Genomic DNA, 24,908 nt, shown 5'->3' on the forward strand with positions numbered 1-24,908 from the left:
AAACTTCAGGGGTCTCGTCTGGCATGGCGGTTGCTTCCGTGGCGTTGCGTCTAAACGGCGCCATGCGGAGGAGAGAAAATGACCACAACGACAGACACGATGCCCGGCTCCTATGCCGGCGGCATTCTGGACCGTGAGCGGATAATCGCTCGGCCCGGCTTCAATCGCTGGCTGGCTCCGCCAGCAGCGCTCGCAATCCACCTGTGCATCGGCATGGCCTACGGCTTCAGCGTTTTCTGGTTGCCGCTCACCAAGGCGATCGGCATCAGTCAATCCGTCGCATGCGCCGATCTCAACCTGCTGACGGCGCTGTTCACGACGACCTGCGACTGGCGCGTCGCCGATCTCGGATGGATTTATACGCTGTTTTTCGTTCTGTTGGGCTCTGCCGCGGCAATCTGGGGCGGCTGGCTGGAGCATGCCGGGCCGCGCAAGGCAGGCTTTGTATCTGCACTCTGCTGGTGCGGCGGCATTGCCGTGGCTGCCGTGGGCGTAATAACGCACCAGCTCTGGCTGATGTGGCTCGGGGCGGGCATGATCGGCGGTGTCGGACTCGGTCTGGGTTACATTTCGCCGGTTTCCACGCTGATCAAGTGGTTCCCAGACAGGCGCGGCATGGCGACAGGCATGGCGATCATGGGTTTCGGCGGCGGGGCGATGATCGGCGCACCACTCGCCGACATCCTGATGAACTTCTTCAAGACGCCCGACTCAGTCGGTGTCTGGCAGACCTTCTTCGTCATGGCGGCGATTTATTTCGTGTTTATGATGGGCGGTGCCTTCGCCTACCGCATCCCGCCCGCGGGCTGGCGTCCTGACGGCTGGACGCCACCGGCTTCGGCCAAGAAGGCAATGATCACGTCGCACCATGTGCACCTTCGCGACGCCCATAAGACCCGCCAGTTCTGGCTGATTTGGGCGGTGCTCTGCCTGAACGTCTCGGCCGGCATCGGCGTGATCGGCATGGCGTCGCCGATGTTGCAGGAGATCTTCGGCGGACGGCTGATCGGCCACTCGGAACTTACCTTCACGCAGCTCGACGATGGCCAGAAGACGGCGGTTGCCGCAATCGCCGCAGGTTTTGCAGGCCTGCTGTCGCTCTTCAACATCGGCGGCCGTTTCTTCTGGGCTTCACTCTCCGACAGGATCGGGCGGAAGAACACCTATTACTGTTTCTTTGTTCTCGGCGTGGTGCTCTACACATTGGCGCCGTCTGCTGCACATCTTGGCAGTCAATCGCTCTTCGTCGGTATTTTCTGCGTCATCCTGTCCATGTATGGCGGAGGTTTCTCGACGATCCCGGCATATCTCGCGGATATTTTCGGCACCCAGTTCGTGGGCGCGATCCATGGCCGGTTGCTGACCGCCTGGGCGACGGCTGGCATCATCGGGCCGGTCGTGGTGAATTACATCCGCGAGTTCCAAATCGCCGCCGGCATTCCGCGCGAGCAGGTCTATGACTTCACCATGTATATTCTCGCCGGAATGCTGGTGCTTGGTCTCATCGCCAACGCTCTGGTCGGGCCTCTGCATCAGAAGTGGTATATGAAATCGGAAGAGGTCGCAGCCTTGCAGGCGAAATCGGCTGCCGCGCGGGCCGGCCCCGTCGGATCGTTCGGGATAAGCAAGGGCGGACTCGACGCCAAGGCGATCCTTGCCTGGGCAGTCGTCGGCATCCCGATCCTTTGGGGCGTCTGGATGACTCTTCAGAAAACCGCGGCGTTGTTCTGAGTGGCGCGCAACAAACAGAGGACGTCGTGACATTGTCTCGGGGTCCTCGACAGTTCCACCACCACCCGTGGTTCCAGGTGATACATCACGCGACTTTCCGAGCGTCTCCGGTGCCCTGCCGCGCTGACGTTTTGCACCACGTCCATCTTGTTACTGCGAGCCTCGGCGGCGCTCGTCCACCGCGCTATTGCAACACCGCACTAATCGCCACCCAACGGGACATCGTCGTCCAGCCTTGCGAGGTCCGCGGCATGTCGGCGTCACCCTGCGATTTTGTTCCGGCTTCACCACGACGCTGACCACGTGTGACGCAATCGATCGGCATCCGCGATGGCGAGCCCACAGGCGCGCAGGGCCGCATGGCTCGTCGCGATAAGGGCGGCGTTGTCAGGCGCCAGCGAACCGTCCGGCAGCCAGAGATTGTTCTCGAAGCCGACCCGGACGTGTCCGCCCAATAAAGCACCAGCCGTCACGCAAGCGGTCTCCCGAGAGCCGAAGGCGCATACGCTCCAGTGTGCAAAACAGGGCATGCCGGGTGCCAGGAACGGCAGGAGATCGGTTGGTGCCGATCTTTGCTCGGCGGTATAGCGGCCGAGAACGTAGAGCACCGGGATGTTGTCGAACGGGATCAGGCCGCGCGCTTTCAGCGCCGCGAGCGAAACCGCTTCCTCCGGCGTGTAGAGAATGATCTGTGGGACGATCTTCTCCCGGCGAAGCCACCCCAGAAACTGCGCAAAGCCAGCCTCGTGGCTTTCATCCGGCAGCAGTTCCCTTAGCGCAAGCGACACGGCCTCCGGCCGCACCTTGCGCACGACCTCCGTCTGCTCGGCCGGCCGGTAGACGCCGAGTGCCTCGGTGGTGATCTGGACGACGAGCCGGTCTCCCACGGCCGCGCGAATTGCGGCGATCGCCGCGCGGTAGGCCTCGGCATCCAGCAGGTGCCGGCCGTCCTTGTCGTGCACATGGGTGTGGATCATGCACGCGCCGGTTTCGAGGCATCCCGCCGCGGTCTCTGCGAGCTCATCTGGCGTCAGCGGCAGGGCCCGATGGTCGGCTTTGCTGCGGCGGCCGCCATTAGGCGCGACAGCGATGACGACTGGCGCAAGATCGTTGGGCGTGGTCGGATCAGGTGAAGTCATGCGTTAATTCATTTGTTTCGAGAGACGGCGATAATGTAACATATGTTGCATGCCGGCGACGAGAGCTTTATCCATTCTGCCATGGCGCAGTTGCAGCTTCGACGCCATTGATCCGAGGAACGTCATGACACGAATCCTGCACCGCCAGATCCATGCGAAACTGCCGACGGCCCGCGGCGGCCAGGGCGTCCACCTCTTCGACACGGACGGGCGATCCTATATCGACGCGTCCGGCGGCGCGGCGGTGTCCTGCCTCGGCCACGGCCATCCCGACGTGACTGCCGCTCTGCACGCGCAGGCCGACAGACTTGCCTATGCCCATACGAGCTTCTTCACCAACGAGCCTGCCGAGGCACTGGCCGAACGGCTGATCGCGAGCGCGCCGGAAGGCATCAGCCACGCCTATTTCGTATCCGGCGGTTCGGAGGCGATCGAAGCCGCGCTGAAAATGGCACGGCAGTATTTCGTCGAAACCGGCCAGGCGGGACGGCGCAACATCATCGCACGGCGCCAGAGCTATCACGGCAACACGCTGGGTGCGCTCGCCACCGGCGGCAATGAAATGCGCCGCACGCAATTTCGTCCACTGCTGATCGAAACGCATCATATCGACCCTTGTTTCGCATACCGTTTCCAGGAGGCGGGCGAGACGGACGAAAGATATGCCGCCCGCGCCGCGCAGGCGCTGGAAGACAAGGTCCGCGAACTTGGCCCCGAAACCGTGATGGCTTTCGTCGCGGAGCCGGTGGTCGGTGCCACCGCCGGTGCGGTGCCATCGGTTGCGGATTATTTCCAGCGCATCCGCGCCATCTGCGACCGCTACGGCATCATTCTGGTCCTCGACGAGGTGATGTGCGGCATGGGCCGGACCGGGACGCTTCACGCCAGCGCGCAGGACGGCATCGCCCCCGATTTGATGACGATCGCCAAGGGGCTCGGCGGCGGCTACCAGCCTATCGGCGCGGTGCTGCTCAGCCAGCGGATTTTCGACGCCTTTGCCAACGGCTCGGGCCTGTTCCAGCATGGCCATACCTACATCTGCCATCCAATGGCTTGCGCCGCGGCACTGGCCGTGCAGGAGGTGATTGCGCGCGACAATCTGCTCGCCAACGTCAAGACGATGGGTGCGCATCTCTCGCGGCGGCTGGGTGAACGCTTCGGTAATCATCCGCATGTCGGCGACATTCGCGGACGCGGTCTGTTCATGGGCGTCGAACTGGTCGAGGATCGTTCGACCAAGGCGCCGTTCGAAGCTGAGCTCAAACTTCACGCACGGGTGAAGCGCGAAGCAATGGCGCGCGGTTTGCTGGTCTACCCGGGCGGAGGCACCATTGACGGCGTGCATGGCGATCACGTTCTCATCGCGCCGCCCTTCATCATCGACGCGGCGACGGTCGACACCGTCGTCGAGCGGCTGGGCGAAGCGATCGATGCGGCTACTGCCGCATAGTTCGCGTTATTCCGGCAGGTAGGCCCCGAGGGCCTGGAGCTCCAGTTCGGTATCCCGTACCCGGGCCGCGGCGGCAGGGCCGCTGCGCGCAAGCATCGTTGCCGCCAAGGCCTCGACGATCGCCAGTGCCGCGGCGACCGATGGAAAGAACGACGGACTGTCCGTCGAAAAGCGCAGAGTGACCTCGGCATGCCGAGCGATCGGGGCGGCCATGCTGTCGGCTATCGCGACAATCGGGACTCCGTGCCGCTGCGCGGCTTCCACGACCGGCCCGAGTTCACGCGAGTAAGGCGTGAAACCGATCACGACGACCGCCTCCTTCCTGCCCAGCGCCGCAAGTTCCGCCTCCAGCGCCCCGCCGTCGCTGCCGAGCAGCGTGATGTCGCGCCGGAACATCCGGCAGAGATAGACAAAAGCGTGAGCCGGAGCGCGGCAACTCCGGAAGCCGGCTACGCGGATGCGCTGCGCCCGTTCCAGGATCGCGCAGGCCCTCGCAATCTCCTTGCCGTCGTTGGCGGCCTCGGCTGCCGTCAGATTGGCCGAGTTGGTCCGAAGCGATTCGGCGAAGATTGCTTCCGGGCCGCGCAAAACCAGAGCATCTGCCCTGGCCGCGAATGGAGCATTGCCGGAACGAAGCCGGTTCTCGAAAGGTTTGCGAAGCGCCGCCCAATCGCCGAAGCCGAGACGCCGCGCCAGCCGGACAAAGGTCGTCGGCGTCACCTCCGAGCGCGACGCCAGCACGCGCATCGATACCAGAGCCACCTCATCCGGATGATCGACGAGAAACCGGGCCGCCTTGCGCAGTTCCGAACTCAAATCGGGGATCTCAGCCAGGATGCGCGCCTGCACAGCATCAAAACTCATCTCCGGCCCGCCCATGTAACAAGTATTCCTCTTGCGTGATAAAGCGCAACAATCGTAGCATGCACCGACGTGCCTTGGACACAAAAACTCGGGACGGCCGCAATGGCACGCAAAGCACCAAGGGAGAACCAGATGAAACATGAACGGATTACCCTTCGCGGAGCGCAGATCGCCGCTCTGTCGGCGGCGTTGCTGTTTGCAGGCAGCGCCATGGCGCAGCAGAAATTCGTGACCATTGGCACGGGCGGCGTCACCGGCGTCTACTACGCCGCGGGCGGCGCCATCTGCCGGCTCTTGAACAAGGACCGCAAGACCCACGGCATCCGCTGCTCGGTTGAGTCCACCGGCGGATCGACATTCAACGTGAACACGATCAAGGAAGGCGAACTCGACTTCGGCATGGCGCAGTCCGATGTCCAGTACAACGCTTTCAAGGGCGAGGAATCGTTCAAGGAGGGCAGCGCGCACACCGACCTCAGGGCAGTCTTCTCGATCCATCCGGAGCCGTTCACTGTGCTGGCTCATCCAAATGCCGGCGTGACGAAATTCGAGGACTTCAAGGGCAAGCGCTTCAATGTCGGCAATCCGGGTTCGGGAACACGCGCTTCCATGGAACGTCTGCTCGGCGCCATGGGCTGGACCTTGGCCGACTTTTCGCTCGCATCCGAACTCAAGGCAGACGAGCACGGCCCGGCGCTCTGCGACGGCAAGATCGACGGCTTCTTCTACGGTGTCGGCCATCCCTCCGCCAATATCCAGGATCCAACGACGACCTGCGGCGCAAAGCTGGTGTCGCTGACCGGCGAAGCGGTCGACAAGCTGGTCGCTGAAAATCCCTATTACGCGCGGGCGACCATTCCGGGCGGCCTCTACAACAACAATCCGGAAGACACTGAAACCTTCGGCGTTCTGGCCACGCTGGTCACGTCGGCCAATGTTCCGGAGGAAAGCGTCTACCAGCTGACAAAATCGGTGTTCGAGAATTTTGACGAGTTCAAGTCGCTGCATCCGGCTTTCGCTAATCTCGATCCGGCCAAGATGATCGCGGAGGGCCTCTCGGCGCCGCTGCATCCGGGCGCGGAAAAATATTACAAGGAGAAGGGGTGGTTGAAATAAGCGTCGCGATCTGACGGCGACCGGCGGGTTCGAGCGGAATCCCGCCGGTAACATCCAGAATGGGAGGGTGTCACGAGCGAACTTCAGGAACGGCAGGTCGATGTCGACCTCGAGCAACTGGTCGCGGAAGCAGATACCGGCGGGCGCAATGCCAAAGGGGTGACGGGGCAAATATTGCTCTGGACCGCTGTCGCTTGGTCGCTGTTCCAGCTTTGGTACGCGTCCCCCCTGCCGTTTGTCTTTGGCTTCGGCGTCCTCAACGATACCGAGGCCCGCGCCATCCATCTCGGTTTTGCGCTGTTTCTGACCTTTCTCGCCTATCCCGCGCTGAAAACGTCGCCGCGCGACCGGGTGCCGCTCGCTGATTGGGTGCTGGCGGCACTCGGCGCCTTCGCCGGCGCCTATCTGTTCCTCTTCTATGTCGTGCTTTCGGGGCGGCCCGGCCAGCCGACGATACTCGATCTCGTGACCGGCACCGCCGGCATCCTGCTGCTGCTCGAAGCCACGCGCCGCGCGCTCGGCCTGCCAATGGTGTTCGTCGCGGGCGTCTTCATCTTCTATACCTTCGCCGGCCAGTACATGCCGGACGTGATCCAGCACCGCGGCGCCTCGCTGGTCAAATTCCTCAACCATCAATGGCTGACGACGGAGGGCGTGTTCGGCATCGCGCTCGGCGTGTCGACGAGCTTCGTTTTCCTGTTCGTGCTGTTCGGAACGCTGCTTGAAAAGGCCGGCGCCGGCAACTGGATGATGCAGATTTCGATCGCGTTGCTCGGGCATCTGCGCGGCGGCCCGGCCAAGGTCGCCGTGGTCTCCTCGGCCTTGAATGGCGTCGTCTCCGGCTCGTCAGTTTCCAACGTCGTGTCGGGCGGCATCTTCACCATTCCCCTGATGAAGCGCACTGGGTTTTCCGGCGTCAAGGCCGGCGCGATCGAGGCCTCAGCCTCGATAAACGGCCAGATCATGCCGCCGGTCATGGGCGCCGCCGCATTTCTGATGGTCGAATATGTCGGCATTCCCTATGCAGAGATCGTCAAGCACGCGCTGTTGCCGGCCGTCTTTTCCTACATCGCGCTTCTCTACATCGTACATCTCGAGGCGATAAAGCTGAACATGCAGCCAATCCGGCAGCGCCCCACCCCGAGGCGAGAGCGGTGGCTACGCATGGGTCTCGGGCTCTCCGGGAGCATCCTCGCGGTCTGCATTATCTACTACGGGATCGTCGCCATCCGTGCCGCATTCGGCGAAAGCTCGCCCCTGCTGCTCGCGATCGCGGGCGTGGCGCTCTATGTTGCGACAGTCTGGTATTCGTCGCGTCATCCCGATCTGGAACTCGACGACCCCAATGCGCCGATCCTGGAACTGCCGCGGGCATGGGATGTGACGCGAACGGGGCTCGATTTTCTCATTCCCATTGCCGTCCTGCTCTGGTGTCTGATGGTCGAGCAGCTTTCGCCCGGGCTCTCGGCCTTCTGGGCGACGCTAACGATCCTCGCTATCGTCGCCACTCGCAAGCCGCTGATGGCCATTTTCCGCAAGGAGCATTTTGCGCGTTCAATCCGCGCCGCCGCATGGGATCTGACCGACGGGCTGGCGCTCGGCGCCCGTAACATGATCGGCATCGCAGTCGCCACCGCCACCGCCGGCATCGTCGTCGGCACAATTACCCTCACCGGCCTCGGCCTGATGATGACCGAACTTGTCGAGTTCATCTCCGGCGGCAACGTCATCCTGATGCTGGTTCTCATTGCCGCGATCAGCCTGGTGCTGGGCATGGGCATCCCGACCACCGCCAATTACATTCTGGTCGCCACCCTGATGGCGCCGGTCGTCGTCGACCTCAGTGCCCAGGCGGGCCTCGCCATCCCGCTGATCGCGGTCCACCTCTTCGTCTTCTATTTCGGTATTATGGCCGACATCACGCCGCCTGTCGGGCTCGCCGCCTTCGCGGCGGCGGCGATCTCCAAGGAAGACCCGATCGCTACGGGCTTCCAGGGTGCGCTCTATTCGTTGCGCACCGCTATCCTGCCCTTTGTCTTCATATTCAATCCGGCCATCCTGCTGATCGGCGTCGACACGTGGGCCCATACGATCTGGGTCGCTGCCGTTTCGCTTGCCGCCATCCTCATCTTCTCGGCCGTGACAATGAACTGGTTCGTGACGAAAAGCCGGCTGTGGGAAAGCGCGGTCCTGCTGCTCGCCTGCTTTACGCTGTTCCGCCCGGACTGGTGGCTCAACCAGGTCTCGCCGCCCTACAGGGAACTGCCGGCCTCCGAATTCCTGTCGGCCGTCGAGGAGGTTCCGGCAAAGGGCCGGATCAACTTCGTGGTCCAAGGCATCGATTTAATGGGCGACGACGTTCGCAAGACTGTCAACGTGCCGCTCGGCGAACCAGACGAGGCACTGCAGCGGCTGCAATCGATCGGGCTCACCGTCACACCGGCGGGCGACACGCTGATGATTAGCAATGTCGCCTTCGGCTCCTATGCCAAGCGTATCGGGCTCGAGGTCGGCTATGACGTGGTCGCGGTCTTGAAGAAAGCCGAGCAACCATCAAGCCTTATCCCGGTCGGCGCTGCCCTTGCGCTGACGGCGGGTATTGCCGGCCTGCAGTTCGCGCGCAGACGGACCGTGAGAGGCGATACCCGTCGAGCGACGGAGACACAAGCTCCACTGCGCTGACAATCAAGTACACTCCCCTTCATCATGCTCCCCAGTGTGGAGACGCCTGCAATCGCAGACGAGCAGCGGCCACTGCTCGCGCCAGCTTCCTGCCCGGCCACGGCTGGGCGTTCCTGCCGGCAATAGCGCCCTCAGTTGCTTCCGCCACTCCTTTATATTAGCAGGAACAAAAATGCTGCAGGGCAGTTTTGGCGGCTCGAATGTATTGAAAGGAGGAAACAATGAATTTCAAACACTCGAGCATCTTCGCCTTAGCGCTCGCTCTCGGCGTCTCGCCGCTCGCTCTCAGCGGGATTGCGAGCGCCCAGGGCACGCAGCAATCCCAACAAGGCACGTCGGGCGCCCAGGAAACTGAGACGCGGCGCGGCGACGAGACAAGCCAGAGCGGCTCCAGGGAAGATCGCTGTGCTCGGGCGGATGCGCCTGCCGATTGCCCGGACGACAGTGTGGATAGGCCACCCAAGACGACCGGAACGACCGGCGACACCAAATGATTGCAACAAGCGCGCCGACCGCTTCCACTCGGTGACAACCGCCGCGATGGAAGCGGGAGGACCCGCTCGCGCGGCTGAGGGTCAGCCATGGGACAACCGCACGGCGGCTTGAGAAATCGACAGCCTCGATGCGCAACGCACGTGATGGTCGGGCCGGCCATCGACTTAGGCGCCAGCGAACCCGGCTGCGCGGCGGGAATCGTCGCGTCGGCCTCTCGCAATCGCCACCATCGCAACCTGCCTGCCCTCGCGGATGCGCTAATCGGGAAAACGATACTTGAAATGCTCGATTTCGGGGCCGAAAAGCCGCTCGATGCGTTCCCGGTCACCCGGTTTATAGTAGCTGCGAATATCGACCCTCCTTGGGCTCGCCTTCGCTTTGATCAGAAAGCGCTCATCAAAACGCATGCCGAGTCTATCGCATATGATGCTTAGATCATCCGCGAGGCGCTCCTGCCGGCCCACGAAGTCCACGACGATCTCGTCGTTCTTGGTGTAGAGCTGCCAGGATTCCCAATTAATGCGCTCCGTCTTGGCGGCACCTTCCTCGATCAAGCATAGCATTTGCGAGAAGCTTGGGCGCGTTTCCGCCTTCCTGTAGTGCCAGTTGTAAACAGAAACGGCGCGCTCGAACGGGTTTCGCACAAAGCAGAATTTGAAATAGTGTTTCCAGGCGGAGGGATCGAAGGCCTCGATCTCGCTTGCGCCTGAGTGGTCCCAGAGCTTGCCGGCAAAGCGCCGGCTGAGAGCGTCTCCGGCCAAGGGGTCGAGCTTGCCGTTGCGAATGAGCGTTCGCGCGATCTCGAGGGGAGAGTGGTGGCGGAGGATGGCGGTTAATGCGAGGCGATTGGCTTTCGCTCCATTACCGAGTGCATCCTTCCAAGACCCGAGCTGCAGGTCACGTGGTCCCAAATCGCGAGCAAGATAAGCGGCAATCGTGCTGCCGGCGTTTTTCGGCACGTGCACGAAAATGAATTTATGGCGATGGGATATGATCATTGCCTGCGTTTCTCCAAAATGGAGATGGAACCGGGCCAGACTCAAAAAACCATCGTGAGGCCGGCCGCTTTCGCGGTGCGACATGCGCAGCGGTTCGCCTTCATTGGGCGGAATAGATGGCAAAGCGATGTCAAGGCCCGCCACCTCCATGCCCTGCCACACATATTTGATTGTCGGGGCTCAAAGACGGACGACGAAGGGACTGCTCATCGAATCCCGTTGCCCACCTAACTTCTTGCGCTGCATGTTGGCGCGGCGATTAGGCATCGTTTAGACTGTCGCAGCTATCCTATATCGTATAGGATTGTGATGGAACGAAGCACCGTGCGAGCGAGTTGGACCTATCAGGGCACGAAAGACGGAATGGACATGATGTCGACCAAGCTCACCGCAGCACCGCCGGGCAGTACCCAAATCCAGCGCGCCAACAGCCTGACGGAGGATGTCTACGAGGCGATCTTCAACCAATTGGTGTCGCTCAAGATCCCGCCGGGTGCGCGTATTACGGTCGACAACCTCGTGAAGGAATTCAACGTTTCCCACACGCCAATCCGGGAGGCTCTCGGCCGGTTGGAAGGCGAGGGCCTGGTTGTAAAGCAGCATCTGGTCGGCTATCGCGCGGCGCCACAAATAACGCGCCGGCGGTTCGACGAGCTTTATCAGCTCCGCCTCCTGCTGGAGCCTGATGGCGCGGCGAAGGCGGCCACCGCCATGGACGCTGAAAAGCTTGCGATCCTACAGAAGGCCGCAGGCGTCATGGCGAAGCGCGGCCGCAAGGACGAACGCCTGCACTATGCCACCTTCGCCCGACAGGATGCGATTTTCCACGACCGCATCATGGAATTCGCCGGCAACGAACTCATTCGGGAAATACTGAGTTTCCAGCACGCACACTTTCACATGTTCCGCCTCATGTTTCATTGGCGCGTCACCGAGGAGGCGCTGGACGAACACCAGGCCCTGCTCGACGCATTTGCCGCCGGCGACGCGGTCGGTGCTGCAAAGGCGATGCGACTGCATATCGAGCATTCGCGCGACCGGTTTCTGCCGGCCTTCGAATGAGATTTCAATCATGATCCTGGAGATGCGAGGCAGAAAAACCACAAATTTGGGCGCCTGAGGAGCGCACCGAAAGGACGGGTTTGCGGCCTCTCTGAAACGAGAAACCGATCCATCCAGGCAGATGAGGAGTTCGTCTGCGGCTTTCAACAACGAGGAGGAGAAAACCATGCCAGGCAAGAAAATTCTCATGCTGACCGGTGATTTCACCGAGGAATACGAAATCTTCGTCTTCCAACAGGCTATGGAGGCCGTCGGCCATACAGTCCACATCATCTGCCCGGACAAGAACGCCGGCGACATCCTGAAGACGTCCTTGCACGACTTCGAGGGCGACCAGACTTACACCGAGAAACCCGGCCATAGCGTCGTCATCAACAAGACGTTTTCGGAAGCAGAGGCTCAGCTCGACGAGTATCACGCCGTCTACTGCGCCGGCGGCCGCGGACCGGAATACATCCGCACTGACAAGCGCGTGCAGGCAATCGTGCGGCACTTCCACGAAAAGCGGAAGCCGATCTTCACGATCTGCCACGGCGTACAAATCCTGATCGCAGTCGAGGGTGTCGTGCGCGGCAAGAAGGTCGGCGCTCTGGGCGCCTGCGAGCCGGAAGTCACGCTGGCTGGCGGCACCTATATCGATCTCTCCCCGACCGAGGCCTATGTCGACGGCACGATGGTGTCAGCAAAGGGCTGGACGGCTCTTGCCGCCTTCATGCGGGAGTGCCTGAAAGTTCTCGGGACCGAGATCCACCACAAGTAATCCCGAAACAGGCTGCGACCCCGGCACACTACAGCGCCGTGCGTCTGAAAAGACGCACGGCGCTGTAGTGTGCCGGGCTCTGTCTTTCGCAGCAGTCTCGCCGCCGGCTATGCCGCCCCGGGGTTCCAGCCGCGCCCTCTGTTGCCGAACATCTCGTACCCGTCCTTGGTGATGGCGAGCGTGTCCTCGAGCTTGATGAAACCGCGCTTCGGGTGAAGCATCGTCGTCTCGACGGAAATGACCATGCCTGCCTCCAGAGGGCCATCCGCGTCCACGCCCTCATAGGCGACTGGGTGGTTCGTCATCAGGAAGGGTGCTTCGTGGCTGATGAGACCCATGCCGTGGCAGAAGAAGTCGGTAAAGGCGGCCGACGGCGAGCTTTTCAGCATCTTTTCCGCCGCCGCGATCATCTCACTGCCTGCTGCCCCGGCCTTGGCCTTGGCGAAGGCCGCCTGCTGGATCGCCTCGACTTCAGCTAGCAGGTCCTCGAGCTCCGCATCCGGCTCGCCGAGCACGCCCATGCGGCAAAGGTCACCGATATAGCCGTGATAGTTGCCCCCGGAATCGATCGAAAGCACCTCGCCCTTCGCCCACGCCTGCGGCGAGGCCGCACGGTTGTGACTAGCGCCGAGGGTCAGCAGGCAATACTCGAAGTGCAGCCCGCGATTGGTCTCCTCTCGCCTGAGCCGTTCAATGATCTCCGCCTTGGTAGATCCCTCCCGTGCCGCCGCGATCGTCGCGAGCATGGAGTCCGTGATGAGCTCGGAGGCGAGCTTGAGTTTTTCCAGTTCCTGCGGCGTCTTGATAGCGCGCAGTCGCTCGAGCGTGTGCGTCGCGTCCACGAAACGCGCACCTTCAAGGCGAGAAGCCAGCAGGTCCCGCGCATCGGAGGGCAGGAAGGGCGGCTCGATGCCTATGCGCGCACCCGCCTTACCGATCTTCTTCAGGTGCTCGACCGCGAGCGCTGCAGCGTCGAGCGTACCCCAGGTCGCCGCATGGACGGCGGGCGTCCAGAACGGGTTGTTCTGGTGTTCACCTCCCTCCATGCGGTTGCCAACATAGGCCGAGTGGTCGGGCGAGCCCTTCTCGTAAACGACGATCGGCAGATAGCGGCTGTGCCCGATCGCATCCATCGCGGCGAAGAAGATGAATTTGTAGCCGCCCAGCAGGTACTGCGTATTGTGCTTGGAGGTGGCGAGCAGCACGTCGATGTCCGCCTCCTCCATGAGCCTGTCGAGTTTCGCCGTATCGAAGGGCGGCTCCGCCGCCCGCGTTTTTCTAGGGCTGATATCCACGGATTTTCTCCCAGAAAGCTGTTGTCGCGCGCCCTCAGGCGCCAGGCGGGATTGGTCGGAAATCCGGCAGATCCCGAAGCGCGCGCTCGGGGCCGGCCGGTGAATAGACCACGAAAAGCTGCATCGGGCCGGGACCGGTGTTCTTCGTCGAATGGAACCGGCTTTCCGGTACATAGATCGTGCAACCGGGCCCAACCTTCTGCGTCACCGGATTGGCGTTCTCGTCCTCCACCATCTGCTCGCCCTCGCCCGAGATGACGAAAATGATCTCTTCGGCGCCCGGATGATTGTGACGCGCATGCCCCTCGCCGCTCGGCAAATCCACCACACCACCCGAGAAGCGTTCGGCCCCGTTCACCTCCGGCGCGACTGTCAGCGCAAGCCGGCCCCAGTCGAAGCCGAAGCTGTCGACATCCTTCGGGTAGAGAAAATATTTGTCCTTTGCCATGCCGCGGCCTCCTCCCGCATCTGCTCGCTTCAGACCACCGTACTGATGGCAAGCGCCTTGAAATCTTCCGTCTGCTTGCGGATCGCCACCTCTGCCGGCAGGCGCTCCATGGAACTTGCGCCATAAAAACCATTGCAGCCCGGGCAACGATCCAGGACGTAGCGTGCATCTTCCGGCATCGAGATCGGTCCACCGTGGCAAAGCACGATGACGTCCTTCCGTACCGAGCATGCGGCCGCCGCCATCGCATCGATTTCCCTCACGCAGTCGTCGAGCGACATCGCGGAAGTGGCGCCGATCGCGCCCCCCGTGGTAACGCCCATATGAGCGACGACGATGTCGGCACCGGCCTTCGTCATCGCGATCGCTTCTTCCTCGTTGAAGACATAGGGTGTCGTCAGCAGGTCGAGCCGGTGGGCCTCAGCGATCATGTCCACCTCAAGACCGTAGCCCATGCCGGTCTCCTCGAAGCTCCGCCGCATCCGGCCGTCGAAGAGGCCAATGGTCGGGAAATTTTGTACGCCGGAAAAGCCCATGGCCTTCAGTTCCGTGAGAAATTGCGGCATGAACACGAATGGGTCAGTGCCGTTGACGCCGGCAAGTACCGGTGTCGCCTTCACGACCGGCAGCACCTCCAGGGCCATTTCCTTCACGATCTCGTTGGCATTACCATAGGCGAGCAAGCCGGCCGCCGAGCCACGGCCCGCCATTCGGTAGCGGCCGGAATTGTAGATGATGATGAGGTCAATTCCGCCCGCCTCCTCGGCCTTGGCCGAAATCCCCGTTCCCGCGCCGCCGCCGACGATCGGCTTGCCGGCCGCGATCATGCCATGGAGGTTTTCGAGAATGGTCTTGCGGGGGATTGCTGGCATCGGTGTCTCTTTCAGGGGTTGGCGATGTCTCGGTAGGCCGCGACGGCGGCCTCGGCGAACTGCGGATCGTTGATGTGGAGCGGAATCCGGAGCACGCGGCGCGTGTCGGTTCTTTCGACGGTGGCTTCCAGCGCCTCGAAGAGCGCGGCATCCGCAGCGGGATCGAAGAAGGCGCCGCCCTCGATATCGAGCGCCGATACGCCTCTCTCCGGGATCAGTAAGCGGAGAGGGCCTTTGCAGACGTTGAGCTTTGCACCAATCCACCGTCCAACCGCGGCGCACTCCTCCGGGGTGGTGCGCATGAGCGTAACGTTCGGGTTATGGCGGTAGAAGAGGCGACCGGCATAACGCTCCGGCACCGTCTCGGGTGCCCAGAAGTTCACCATATCCGACGCCCCGACAGAGCCGACATAGGGCAGTTCGGTGCGCGCAATTGCGCCGAAACGATCCTCCGTCGCCGGCAGCACGCCGCCAAAGAGAAGATCGCAGACCTCCGTCGTCGTAATGTCGAGCACACCGGAAAGAAGACCGCTGTCTGCAAGCTTCTCCATCGTGCGTCCGCCGGTGCCGGTGGCATGGAAGACCATACAGTCATGATCGGCCTTCAGTCGATCGACGATGGCAGTCACACAGGGCGTCGTCACGCCGAACATGGTAAGGCCGAGAGCGGGCTTCGAGGCCGTTTCCTTCGCCGGCCGGTTCGCCATCGCGGCAATCGCCTCGGCGGCGTTCTGCAGGATCACACGACTTAGGCGGTTGAGCCCGGCCATGTCGGTGACCGACGGCATCATGATGATGTCGGAGACGTCGACATAAGGTGCCACGTCGCCGGAGGCGAGCGTCGAGACCATGATCTTCGGTAGCCCGAGCGGCAACCTGCGCATGCCGGCGGTGATGATCGACGTCCCGCCGCCACCACCGATGCCCACCACGCCGGCGACGTCGTCCCGCGCGGGAAGAAAGCGCGCGAAGGCCTCGCCCATCGCGGCGACCGCCGTTCCCCGGTCGTCGCCGGAAAGCACCGCGGCAGCACCGTCCGGATGCGCGGCGGCCACGATTTCGGCGGAGATGTCGACCATAACCGTCGGACGACGCGTGCCGACATCGACCAGAACGGGCCGGCCGCCCGCCGCCTCGACGCGGGCCGCAAGATAAGCGAGTTCCTCCCCCTTCGTGTCGGCCGTGCCGACGACGTAGATGTGCTTCATCTCTCCTCCCTGGCGGCTCAGGCCCCCTCTGCCTTGAAAATCCGCCTCATCCCCGGCCGGTCTGCCGGCTCTTGCAAAATTATGAGATGTACGTATCATAAAGATATGGATGTCTCACGTCAACAGAACGAATCCGCCGTACGCGCCGAACGCGGTCCCCGAGCCCGCACGCGCAAACTCATGCTGGAAACCGCCACACGGTTGATGCAGTCTGGTTTCACGCCCTCGGTGAGTGAGGTCGCGGAAGCCGCCGAAGTGTCGCGCGCCACGGCCTATCGGTACTTTCCGAGCCAGGCCGCGCTGGTTCATGCGGTGGTGGACGAGGCGCTCGGCCCGATCCTCGACTGGCGCTCCGAAGCGCCCGATGCGCTGACCCGAGTCGCCGATCTGCTGGCGACGGCCATGCCGCGCATCGACGAATTCGAGGCTACCTTCAAGGCTGCGCTCAAGCTCTCGCTTGACCAGTGGGCGCAGCGGCAGGCCGGTACGCTTGGCAACGAACCACGGCTCACGCGCGGCCACCGCGTCAATCTCCTGCGACAGGTCACCGTGCCGCTCGAAGGCAAGGTGTCCACCGAAGCCCGCGAGCAACTCGCTCAGGCGCTCTCGCTCGTCTTCGGTGTCGAGGTGTTGGTCGTCCTCAAGGACATCTGGGGCCTCACGGCCGAACGCGCGCAATCCGTCGCCGAATGGGCGGCGGCCGCCCTCGTCGAGGCGGCGATCCGCGAGGCGGAGAACGCGGCATGACATCGTGTAGTGTCCGATCAACGCATCAAACTGGTTTGACCAATTCAGGTGATCCGCATTTACGGACGGAGGTCGAGAGCGGTCTTTCTTAATCAGAGTGTCGGAAAAGCATCCCGTGCAAGGTCTGCAATGATTGCGCAGATAAGTATTTCGAGCGCGACCTGGGGAAAAAGACGGGAAAATAGGGACCTTGACGCTCGTCCAATTTGGTACTACCAGCTGAGTATTCAGCCTGTTCAGGCTTGACTGGGCATAAGGGTCGAGGAGGACCCGCCGCAGAAGCGCCAACCAGGAGGATTTGATAGGCGGACCGCCCGCCGCAAGGCGGGTATTGTGCATAAAAGGGGAGGAAATATTATGCGCAAGACAGTGGCCGGCCTGATGGCCGGTATCGGTTTTATGTTTGCCTGCGGAACACCCGCGCAGTCGCAAGAACTGACGATTTTCTGGGCCGAATGGGACCCGGCAAACTATCTCCAGGAGCTTGTAAACGAATACGAGGCCGAGACCGGCGTGAAGGTCACGGTCGAAACGACCCCTTGGGCGGACTTCCAGACGAAGGCGTTTACCGAATTCAACGCGAAGGGCTCGGCCTACGACATGGTCGTCGGCGACTCCCAGTGGATCGGGGCCGCATCGGAGGCCGGCCACTACGTCGACCTCACCGAGTTCTTCAACAAGCACAAGCTAACCGAGGTGATGGCCCCCGCTACGGTCAAGTATTACGCGGAGTATCCTGCGAACTCCGGCAAGTACTGGTCGATCCCGGCCGAGGGCGACGCGGTCGGCTGGTCCTACCGTAAGGATTGGTTCGAGGACCCGAAGGAGATGGAAGCCTTCAAGGCGAAGTATGGCTATGACCTCGCTCCGCCGAAGGATTGGAAGCAACTGCGCGACATCGCCGAATTCTTCCATCGTCCGGACCAGAAGCGCTACGGCATCGCGATCTACACCGACAACTCCTATGACGGGCTCGTGATGGGCGTAGAGAACGCCATCTTCTCTTTCGGCGGAGAGCTCGGCGACTACAGCACCTACAAGGTCGACGGGATCATCAACTCGGAGAAGAACGTCAAGGCTCTGGAGACCTACCGCGAGCTCTACGGCTTCACGCCTCCGGGCTGGGCGAAGAGCTTTTTCGTCGAGAACAACCAGGCGATCACCGAGAACCTGGCAGCGATGAGCATGAACTACTTCGCCTTCTTCCCAGCGCTGGTCAACGAGGCCTCGAACCCGAACGCGAAGGTCACCGGCTTCTTCGCCAACCCGGCCGGCCCGGATGGTCACCAGTATGCCGCGCTCGGCGGCCAAGGCATTTCCATCGTCTCCTATTCCGAAAACAAGGAAGAGGCGATGAAATTCCTCGAGTGGTTCATCAAGGACGAGACGCAGAAACGCTGGGCCGAACTCGGCGGTTACACGGCGAGCGCCAAGGTGCTGGAGTCGGAAGAGTTCCAGAATGCGACGCCCTATAACAAGGCCTTCTACGAGACGATGTTCAAGGTGAAGGACTTCTGGGCAACGCCGGAATATGCCGAGCTGCTCATCCAGATGAACCAGCGCATCTATCCCTACGTGACCGCCGGCCAGGGCACGGCAAAGGAGGCGCTCGACGCTCTCGCTGAGGACTGGAACGCGACCTTCAAGAAGTACGGCCGCCACTAACGGGTGATGAGACCTCGCGGGAGGGGGCCCGGCTCCCTCCCCTTTTCTTCAACTCTGCACCGAATGGTGCTCGCGCGGACACGACGTCAGCGTCAGGCAATGCGCAACAGGACACCGCAACTGCGCCTAGCGCTGGGCTCTCGGAGGAGGAGCACATTGGCCACCGTGGTTATGACATCGCTGGATTCGAAGTCGCGCGCCGCTTCGCGGGGCCTGAGTGACATCAAAATTCGAAACCTATTCATTATTCCGACGATCCTGTTCCTGATCGTCTTCAACATCTTCCCGTTGATCTATTCGCTCGGCTACTCCTTCACGGACTTCCGTGCCTCGACGAACGCTCCGGCCAACTTCGTCGGCCTGCAGAACTACCGGGAACTGCTCAACGACCCCTTCATCTGGTCGAACTTCGCCATCACCGCGAAATACGTGATCGTGTCGGTCGCCGGTCAGGTTGTCGTCGGTTTCGGCACGGCGATGCTGCTCAACCGCGACATCCCGTTCAAGGGTCTGCTCACAACACTGCTTCTGCTGCCGATGATGCTTTCGATGGCGGTGGTCGGCCTCTTCTGGAAGCTGCTCTACGATCCGTCCTTCGGCATCATCAATTACGCGCTCGGCCTCGGGTCCTTCGAGTGGCTGGCGAACCCGGACATGGCGCTCTACGCCGTCGCGATCACCGACATCTGGATGTGGTCACCCTTCGTGATGCTGCTCTCGCTCGCGGGCCTCTCGGCCGTACCGAAGCACCTTTATGAGGCGGCGGCGATCGATCGGGCGGGGCCGCTCTACACGTTCTTCCGCATCACCCTGCCGCTCGTCGCGCCAATTCTCATGATCGCGATCATCTTCCGCACGATGGAGGCTTTCAAGACTTTCGACCTCGCCTACATCCTGACGAGCCAGCCGACGACGGAGGTCATCTCGATCCGCCTCTACAAGATGGCCTTCCAGGAATGGCAGACCGGGCGCTCCTGCGCGCTCGCCTACATAGTGCTGATCATGGTGCTCGCGATCACCAACATCTACGTCAAATATCTCAACAAGGTGAAGGAGCGCTGAGATGGCAGCCGTCCAAACCCGCTCCGAGCGTGCTTTGAACCGGGTAGCGATTGCCGCCGTACTCGCGATCACGCTGATCTTTCTCGCCCCCATCTATTGGATCACGTCGACGGCCCTCAAGCCGCGCAACCTCGCGACGACAATCCCGCCGACTGTCATCTTCGAGCCGGAGATCTCGCCATTTGTGAAGCTCTTCACCAAGCGCTCTCAGTTGCGCGGAGCGCCAGCGCCCGAAGAATATGCTGCCGCTCCCTGGTGGGAACGGCTGGTCTTCGACGGCGGCGAGAAGGTCGTGCGCTCCGGCCGCGGCGAGGTGCAGTTGTCCGGGTACCCCAACCGCTTCATGAACTCGCTGATCGTGGCGATCACCTCGACAGTGCTCGCCGTCGGCATGGGTACCTTCACGGCCTACGGTTTCTCGCGTTTCAAGATGAAAGGCGAAGCGGACCTGCTCTTCTTCATCTTGTCGACACGCATGCTGCCGCCCGTGGTTGTGGCGATCCCGATGTTCCTTATGTACCGGGTGGTCGGACTGAACGACACCCACTGGGGTCTTATCATCCTCTACACCGCCTTCAATCTCTCCTTCTCCGTCTGGCTGATGAAGGGCTTCATCGACGAGATCCCGAAGGAGTATGAAGAAGCGGCACTCGTCGACGGCTACACGCGCTTGGAGGCCTTCTTCAAGATCGTGCTCCCAGAGGCCGCCACAGGCATCGCCGCGACCGCCGTCTTCTGCTTCATCACCGCGTGGAACGAGTATGCTTTCGCGCTGATCATGACGAACCGGCGCGCGCAAACGGCACCGCCCTTTATCCCGAGCCAGGTCGGCTCGGGACTTCCGGACTGGACCGTCATTGCCGCCGGCACCTTCCTGTTCCTGCTGCCGGTCGCCATCTTCACCTTCTTGCTCAGGAACCACCTCCTGCGCGGCATGAGCTTCGGAGCGATCCGCAAATGATATTCCGTGCCATAAATCAGAAGTATCTCGAACCCGGCTCACAGCTCCTGATGATCTTCGGCATCGTGGCGCTGTGCCAGCCATGGAACCTGTTTCTTCACCGCTACGGACTGACGATGACGCTGGTCGGGCTGATTGCTTTCATGATCACGTCGAAGATCCAACCGGAACAGAAAACAGACGAGAGCAGCAATCCATGACGCAGATCGAACTACGCGGAATCGAGAAGCATTTCGGCTCCGTCCAGGTCATCAAGAATCTCAACCTCGCCATCGCCGACAACGAGTTCATCGTGCTGCTTGGCCAGTCCGGCTGCGGCAAGACGACGACGCTGCGTGCGATCGCCGGGCTCGAAACGATAGATGAAGGTGACATCCTCATCGACGGTCAGCCGGTGCAGCACATGAAGGCGTCGCACCGGGACATCGCCTTCGTGTTCCAGTCCTTCTCGCTCTACCCGCACATGACGGTCTTCGAGAACATCGCCTTCCCGCTTCGAGCGATGCGCCGCAACCGTGCGGCTATAGAGAGCGAGGTTCAGGCGGTTGCGAAGACGCTGCAGATCACGCACCTGCTCGCGAAAAGACCCTCCGCTCTTTCGGGCGGCGACATGCAGCGTGTGGCGATTGGCCGGGCGCTCGTCAGGCGCCCGAAGGCCATGCTCATGGATGAGCCCATCGGCGCGCTCGACGCGAAACTCCGCGAGGAGATGCGCGCCGAGATCAAGCGGCTTCACATCAAACAGGGTTCCACCACGATCTACGTAACCCACGATCAGGTCGAAGCCATGTCGCTCGCCGACCGCATCGTCATTATGCACGAAGGGGTGCTTCAGCAGATCGGCAGTCCTTCGGAGGTCTACGCCCACCCCGCCAACATGTTCGTGGCGCAATTCGTCGGAAGTCCGGTCATGAACATGGCCGAGGCGGCGGTCTCGGAGGATGCGGGGCAGACGCGCGTGCTGGTCCGGGGTGCGCCAAGCGCCTTCGATTTTCCGTCCGATCTCATGGGCAGGCTCTCTGCGGCAAGGGCCGAAAACGGCAATCTCACCCTCGGCGTGCGACCTGAAGGGGTGCTCGTATCGCGGGAGTCTCGTGAAGGCTTCGTGCCCGTCGAGGCCCATATCATCGAACCACTCGGCTCACACGACATCATCGACCTGAAGGTTGGCGACCAAATGCTGCGCGCACGCACGAAAAGTGGTTTCGTGCCCCGGCCTGGCGAAGCCGTCTGGGCTCGGATAGATCCGATCCAGGCCCACTTCTTCAACAGCTCGACCGGCACATCTTTCGGGATCAGACTCTGATGGCGCATATCGAACTCAAGGGCATAACCAAGACCTTCGGAAACCACACCGCCCTGAAGGATCTGAATCTCGAAATTGCCGACGGAGAATTTTTCGTGCTGCTCGGCGAGACGGGCGCCGGCAAGACGACGACCCTCAGGCTGATTGCTGGGCTCGAAAAGCCGACGGCGGGAAAGATCTTCATCGACGGTGAGGATGTCGCGGACTGGGGGGCCGCGGAACGCGACGTCGCGCTTGTGCTGCAGCAATATTCGCTCTATCCGCGTTATACGGTACGCGAGAACCTCGAATTCCCGCTCAAATCCCGCATCCGGCGCATCGAACCGGCCGAAATCAAGGAACGTGTCGACCGCGTCGCCAGGACGCTCCGCATCGAGCATCTGCTCGACCGCAAGACGGACCGGCTGTCGGGTGGCGAGATGCAGCGCGTTTCGGTCGGCCGGGCCATTGTGCGTAAGCCGCGCGTCTTCCTGATGGACGAGCCGCTTTCCGCCCTCGACGCCAAGCTGCGCGAGGCGCTCCGCACCGAGCTCAAGAACCTTCAGATGAATCTCGGCGCGACCTTCCTCTTCGTCACGCACGACCAGATCGAGGCCATGTCGATGGGCGACAAGATCGGCGTACTCAACAACGGCCAGCTCGTTCAGACCGGCACGCCCCAGGAGATCTACCAGAACCCGGTCAACACCTTCGTTGCACGCGCCGTCGGCTCGCCGCCGATGAACCTGATCTCCGGCAAGCTTGCGGGCAGCGAGGCGGTCGCGGACGAAGGCTATCGCTTGCCTCTTGCTGCAGCGGGCGGCCTTGTGGCTGACGGGCGCCCCCTCACCTTCGGCATCCGCCCTGAAGATCTCCTCCTCGATAGCGGCGCACCCGGCGAAGCTCGCGTCCACGACATCGAGAACCATGGCGTTGAGAAGATCGTGACGCTGCGCACAGGCAACCACTTCCTTCAGGCGACGGTGCCGGCTCAGACCGACCTTGAGATCGAGGAGGCCGTCCGCTTCTCCTGGAACCCGGAAAAGGTCGTGCTCTTCGACGGTGGAAGCGGGAAGAGCCTGCGCCACGCTGGCTAGCGCGGGATGAGGAAAAGTGTGTGCGGTTTTCCGCCCGCATCCCGCGCTAACTTATTAATCGATCACGTTCATGATTTTAGGTCGATCCGACCTAAAATCATCGTGATCTAAGGTGCCATCGACAACGGCCAAACGGGTTGCATCTGCAATCGGCTTGCGAAAAGAACCTCCGCACTGCTGCAGAGGCGCCGGATGGCCGCGTGCGCCGCAGCAATGGAAGGTGTGGAACGAGACATAAGGCAACTCCATCCAGGGATGGGGCGGAATCGCGATGCCCCTACGCCGGGAACCGTCGCCGATAGTGTTCGACAACCTCAGGGTTGCGGAGATTAACGGGCAACCCGCCTTTCAGGACGCGGATCGCTTCCGCCGCAGCTCCTGTTCCCATACGCATCATGCTTTCCTCGGTGATGCCGGCGAGATGGGGCGTCACGATCACGTTGTCGAGGTAAAAGTAAGGATGCTCCGGCGGCAGCGGTTGCGCGGAGAACACGTCGAGGGCCGCGCCGCCGATCCGGCCCCGTTCCAGCGCCTCGATCAGCGCCGCATCGTCCACGACCGGGCCGCGAGACACATTGACGAGGATCGCCCCCGGCTTCATGCGCGCTATCCGCTCACGGCTCAAAAGCCCCGTCGTCTCGGGCGTGAGCGGACAGCAGAGAACGACGATATCCGCCGTGGAAACCAGGTTGTCGACCGAGAGGAACCGCGCACCGTCGGTCAGGGTTGCCGGCGAGCGGCTGTTGGCAACGATCTCCAGCCCGAAGCCGTACTTCGCGATGCGGAAGATCGCCTTGCCCACATTGCCCATGCCGATGATGCCCATCGTGCGGCCAGCGAGGTCGAGTGCTCGCTCGGAGTGGGCGCGCCCAGCACTCCACCCTATGCTTCTGAGATCTCGGTCCATAGGACGGAACTGGCGTAGCAACGCGAGTATCACCATGAAGACGTGCTCCGCAACAGTCGGTGCATTGACGGCCGGCACATTGGCGATAAGCACACCGGCCGCCGTAGCCGCGTCATAGGGAATCATATCGAGCCCGGCGCCGTGCCTGACTGCCGCGCGCAGGGCCGGCACGTTTTCGAAGAAGGCGGGCGGGATCGGCGCGCGCACGATGAGAACCTCCGCGCCACGGCCTTCACGAAGCAACGTTTCGGGATCGGGGGCGGATGCGACGCGGAGATCACCCGCGGCCTTCAGCATCGCCTCGGCGTCGCGGTGCAAGGGATGGGTCGAGAAAATGGAACTCATCGGCCGCCCTCCTTGCCGGCTGGGGACTATACCGCGGCTGTCGCCGGGCCGCCGATGAGGCCCTTCCAGTAGCTTTCCGCGCCTTGCAGATGCGCATTCATCAATGCCTGGGCGAGATTGCCGTCGCGCGCGAGCAGCGCTTCGTAGATACGGATATGTTCCTCATGCGAGCGGCGGCAGCGGGCGAGATCGGCGAAATAGATGGGCAGCCGCTGTTCGCCCATCGTGTAGTAAACGCTGCAGACACGGTGAAACACGCTGTTCTTCGTCGCCCGCACGATCTCCAGATGAAAGTCCCTGTCCTCGCGCGCAAGGCCCTCGCCTGCCGCGATCTTCGCCTCGGAAGCGGCGAGAATTTCGCGCAGGCGTTCATAGTTTTCCTCCGTCGCCCGCGCGCAGGCGAGCTCCGCCGCCTTGATCTCGTGGATCTTGCGGAGTTCCACCGTCTCGTAGATCATGATCGGGTCGAGGGGCACGCCAGCGCGCGCGAAGAGTGCGATCGCCTCGACGCTCGCCTCCGTCGTCGTCAGATAGATACCCGACTTCGCCCGGCGCTCGACGATGCGCATGGCCTCGAGGATTGCCAGAGCCTCCCGGATCTGCCCGCGGCTAACGGTGAAGTGCTCGGCCAGTTCCCGCTCCGAGGGCGTTCGACCGTTGCCGCTCGAGGTCGAAAACAGATGGGCCGCCAGATCAGAAAGGAGATTGCTTTCTTTCAT

At 62.1% G+C, this 24,908-nt stretch carries 23 protein-coding genes; 14 read left to right on the top strand and 9 right to left on the bottom strand.

What is annotated here, in order from left to right; all coding sequences use genetic code 11:
* Positions 1–78: 78 nt before the first annotated feature.
* Positions 79–1,731 carry an OFA family MFS transporter gene (locus PYH37_RS06735; RefSeq protein WP_280730664.1) on the top strand — a complete coding sequence of 551 codons (1,653 nt, stop codon included), beginning with the start codon at positions 79–81 and terminating at the stop codon, positions 1,729–1,731.
* A 284-nt stretch (positions 1,732–2,015) separates the two neighbouring features.
* Here the strand turns inward: PYH37_RS06735 and PYH37_RS06740 are convergent, their stop codons facing one another.
* Positions 2,016–2,870, bottom strand: a complete 855-nt coding sequence (locus PYH37_RS06740; protein WP_280730665.1) for a beta-keto acid cleavage family enzyme — start codon at positions 2,868–2,870, stop codon at positions 2,016–2,018.
* A 124-nt stretch (positions 2,871–2,994) separates the two neighbouring features.
* Between PYH37_RS06740 and PYH37_RS06745 the strand changes: the two genes are divergently transcribed.
* Entirely contained in the window at positions 2,995–4,320 is a 1,326-nt protein-coding gene (locus PYH37_RS06745; protein WP_280730666.1) for an aspartate aminotransferase family protein, read from the top strand.
* Positions 4,321–4,326: 6 nt separating this feature from the next.
* Here the strand turns inward: PYH37_RS06745 and PYH37_RS06750 are convergent, their stop codons facing one another.
* Positions 4,327–5,184 carry a MurR/RpiR family transcriptional regulator gene (locus tag PYH37_RS06750; protein ID WP_280730667.1) on the bottom strand — a complete coding sequence of 286 codons (858 nt, stop codon included), beginning with the start codon at positions 5,182–5,184 and terminating at the stop codon, positions 4,327–4,329.
* A 132-nt stretch (positions 5,185–5,316) separates the two neighbouring features.
* On the opposite strand from PYH37_RS06750, the gene PYH37_RS06755 reads away from it, so the two are divergent.
* From PYH37_RS06755 to PYH37_RS06765, 3 genes are all read left to right on the top strand, one after another.
* Positions 5,317–6,300: a TAXI family TRAP transporter solute-binding subunit gene (locus tag PYH37_RS06755; protein WP_280730668.1), complete on the top strand. Its 984-nt coding sequence runs from the start codon at positions 5,317–5,319 to the stop codon at positions 6,298–6,300.
* 159 nt (positions 6,301–6,459) lie between these two features.
* The gene (locus PYH37_RS06760; RefSeq protein WP_280730669.1) at positions 6,460–8,982 is read left to right on the top strand and encodes a TRAP transporter permease; all 2,523 of its coding nucleotides are present in this window, start codon (positions 6,460–6,462) and stop codon (positions 8,980–8,982) included.
* 221 nt (positions 8,983–9,203) lie between these two features.
* On the top strand, positions 9,204–9,476 hold the full coding sequence (locus PYH37_RS06765) for a hypothetical protein (protein ID WP_280730670.1): 273 nt from the start codon (positions 9,204–9,206) through the stop codon (positions 9,474–9,476).
* A gap of 258 nt (positions 9,477–9,734) precedes the next feature.
* Here PYH37_RS06765 and PYH37_RS06770 read toward each other — a convergent pair whose 3' ends face one another.
* Positions 9,735–10,475 (bottom strand): sulfotransferase family 2 domain-containing protein, encoded by a 741-nt coding sequence (locus tag PYH37_RS06770; RefSeq protein ID WP_280730671.1) that lies wholly within the window; start codon positions 10,473–10,475, stop codon positions 9,735–9,737.
* 369 nt (positions 10,476–10,844) lie between these two features.
* Between PYH37_RS06770 and PYH37_RS06775 the strand changes: the two genes are divergently transcribed.
* Positions 10,845–11,537: a GntR family transcriptional regulator gene (locus tag PYH37_RS06775; RefSeq protein ID WP_280732431.1), complete on the top strand. Its 693-nt coding sequence runs from the start codon at positions 10,845–10,847 to the stop codon at positions 11,535–11,537.
* A gap of 166 nt (positions 11,538–11,703) precedes the next feature.
* Positions 11,704–12,297, top strand: coding sequence for a DJ-1/PfpI family protein (locus PYH37_RS06780; RefSeq protein ID WP_280730672.1), 594 nt, complete (start codon positions 11,704–11,706; stop codon positions 12,295–12,297).
* A gap of 107 nt (positions 12,298–12,404) precedes the next feature.
* Here PYH37_RS06780 and PYH37_RS06785 read toward each other — a convergent pair whose 3' ends face one another.
* From PYH37_RS06785 to PYH37_RS06800, 4 genes are read right to left on the bottom strand one after another with little or no spacing between them, the layout of a single operon-like run.
* Positions 12,405–13,592, bottom strand: a complete 1,188-nt coding sequence (locus tag PYH37_RS06785) for a M24 family metallopeptidase (protein WP_280730673.1) — start codon at positions 13,590–13,592, stop codon at positions 12,405–12,407.
* A 34-nt stretch (positions 13,593–13,626) separates the two neighbouring features.
* Positions 13,627–14,040 (bottom strand): cupin domain-containing protein, encoded by a 414-nt coding sequence (locus tag PYH37_RS06790; protein WP_280730674.1) that lies wholly within the window; start codon positions 14,038–14,040, stop codon positions 13,627–13,629.
* Between the two features lie 29 nt (positions 14,041–14,069).
* Positions 14,070–14,912, bottom strand: a complete 843-nt coding sequence (locus tag PYH37_RS06795; protein ID WP_280730675.1) for a phosphoenolpyruvate hydrolase family protein — start codon at positions 14,910–14,912, stop codon at positions 14,070–14,072.
* Between the two features lie 11 nt (positions 14,913–14,923).
* The gene (locus PYH37_RS06800; protein WP_280730676.1) at positions 14,924–16,120 is read right to left on the bottom strand and encodes a Tm-1-like ATP-binding domain-containing protein; all 1,197 of its coding nucleotides are present in this window, start codon (positions 16,118–16,120) and stop codon (positions 14,924–14,926) included.
* A 105-nt stretch (positions 16,121–16,225) separates the two neighbouring features.
* Between PYH37_RS06800 and PYH37_RS06805 the strand changes: the two genes are divergently transcribed.
* The 7 genes from PYH37_RS06805 to PYH37_RS06835 all read left to right on the top strand — a co-directional run bounded on the left by PYH37_RS06805 (position 16,226) and on the right by PYH37_RS06835 (position 22,937).
* Positions 16,226–16,867: a TetR/AcrR family transcriptional regulator gene (locus PYH37_RS06805; protein ID WP_280730677.1), complete on the top strand. Its 642-nt coding sequence runs from the start codon at positions 16,226–16,228 to the stop codon at positions 16,865–16,867.
* Positions 16,868–17,224: 357 nt separating this feature from the next.
* Complete coding sequence (locus PYH37_RS06810) at positions 17,225–18,532, top strand: ABC transporter substrate-binding protein (protein ID WP_280730678.1); 1,308 nt, start codon at positions 17,225–17,227, stop codon at positions 18,530–18,532.
* A gap of 156 nt (positions 18,533–18,688) precedes the next feature.
* A complete protein-coding gene (locus tag PYH37_RS06815; RefSeq protein WP_280730679.1) occupies positions 18,689–19,594 on the top strand; it encodes a carbohydrate ABC transporter permease in 906 nt (301 codons plus the stop codon).
* Position 19,595: 1 nt separating this feature from the next.
* Positions 19,596–20,555 (top strand): carbohydrate ABC transporter permease, encoded by a 960-nt coding sequence (locus PYH37_RS06820; RefSeq protein WP_280730680.1) that lies wholly within the window; start codon positions 19,596–19,598, stop codon positions 20,553–20,555.
* Positions 20,552–20,755 carry a hypothetical protein gene (locus PYH37_RS06825; RefSeq protein ID WP_280730681.1) on the top strand — a complete coding sequence of 68 codons (204 nt, stop codon included), beginning with the start codon at positions 20,552–20,554 and terminating at the stop codon, positions 20,753–20,755. Before PYH37_RS06820 ends, PYH37_RS06825 begins: the two co-directional genes overlap by 4 nt.
* Positions 20,752–21,861 carry an ABC transporter ATP-binding protein gene (locus tag PYH37_RS06830; RefSeq protein WP_280730682.1) on the top strand — a complete coding sequence of 370 codons (1,110 nt, stop codon included), beginning with the start codon at positions 20,752–20,754 and terminating at the stop codon, positions 21,859–21,861. Before PYH37_RS06825 ends, PYH37_RS06830 begins: the two co-directional genes overlap by 4 nt.
* Positions 21,861–22,937: an ABC transporter ATP-binding protein gene (locus tag PYH37_RS06835; protein WP_280730683.1), complete on the top strand. Its 1,077-nt coding sequence runs from the start codon at positions 21,861–21,863 to the stop codon at positions 22,935–22,937. The genes PYH37_RS06830 and PYH37_RS06835 overlap by 1 nt, the downstream gene beginning before the upstream one ends.
* Positions 22,938–23,214: 277 nt before the next feature.
* Here the strand turns inward: PYH37_RS06835 and PYH37_RS06840 are convergent, their stop codons facing one another.
* Together PYH37_RS06840 and PYH37_RS06845 are read right to left on the bottom strand one after the other, a co-directional pair.
* Positions 23,215–24,189, bottom strand: a complete 975-nt coding sequence (locus tag PYH37_RS06840) for a 2-hydroxyacid dehydrogenase (protein ID WP_280730684.1) — start codon at positions 24,187–24,189, stop codon at positions 23,215–23,217.
* 26 nt (positions 24,190–24,215) lie between these two features.
* A complete protein-coding gene (locus PYH37_RS06845; protein WP_280730685.1) occupies positions 24,216–24,908 on the bottom strand; it encodes a FadR/GntR family transcriptional regulator in 693 nt (230 codons plus the stop codon).

The sequence above is a fragment of the Sinorhizobium numidicum genome (assembly GCF_029892045.1).
In the GTDB taxonomy this organism is placed as follows: domain Bacteria; phylum Pseudomonadota; class Alphaproteobacteria; order Rhizobiales; family Rhizobiaceae; genus Sinorhizobium; species Sinorhizobium numidicum.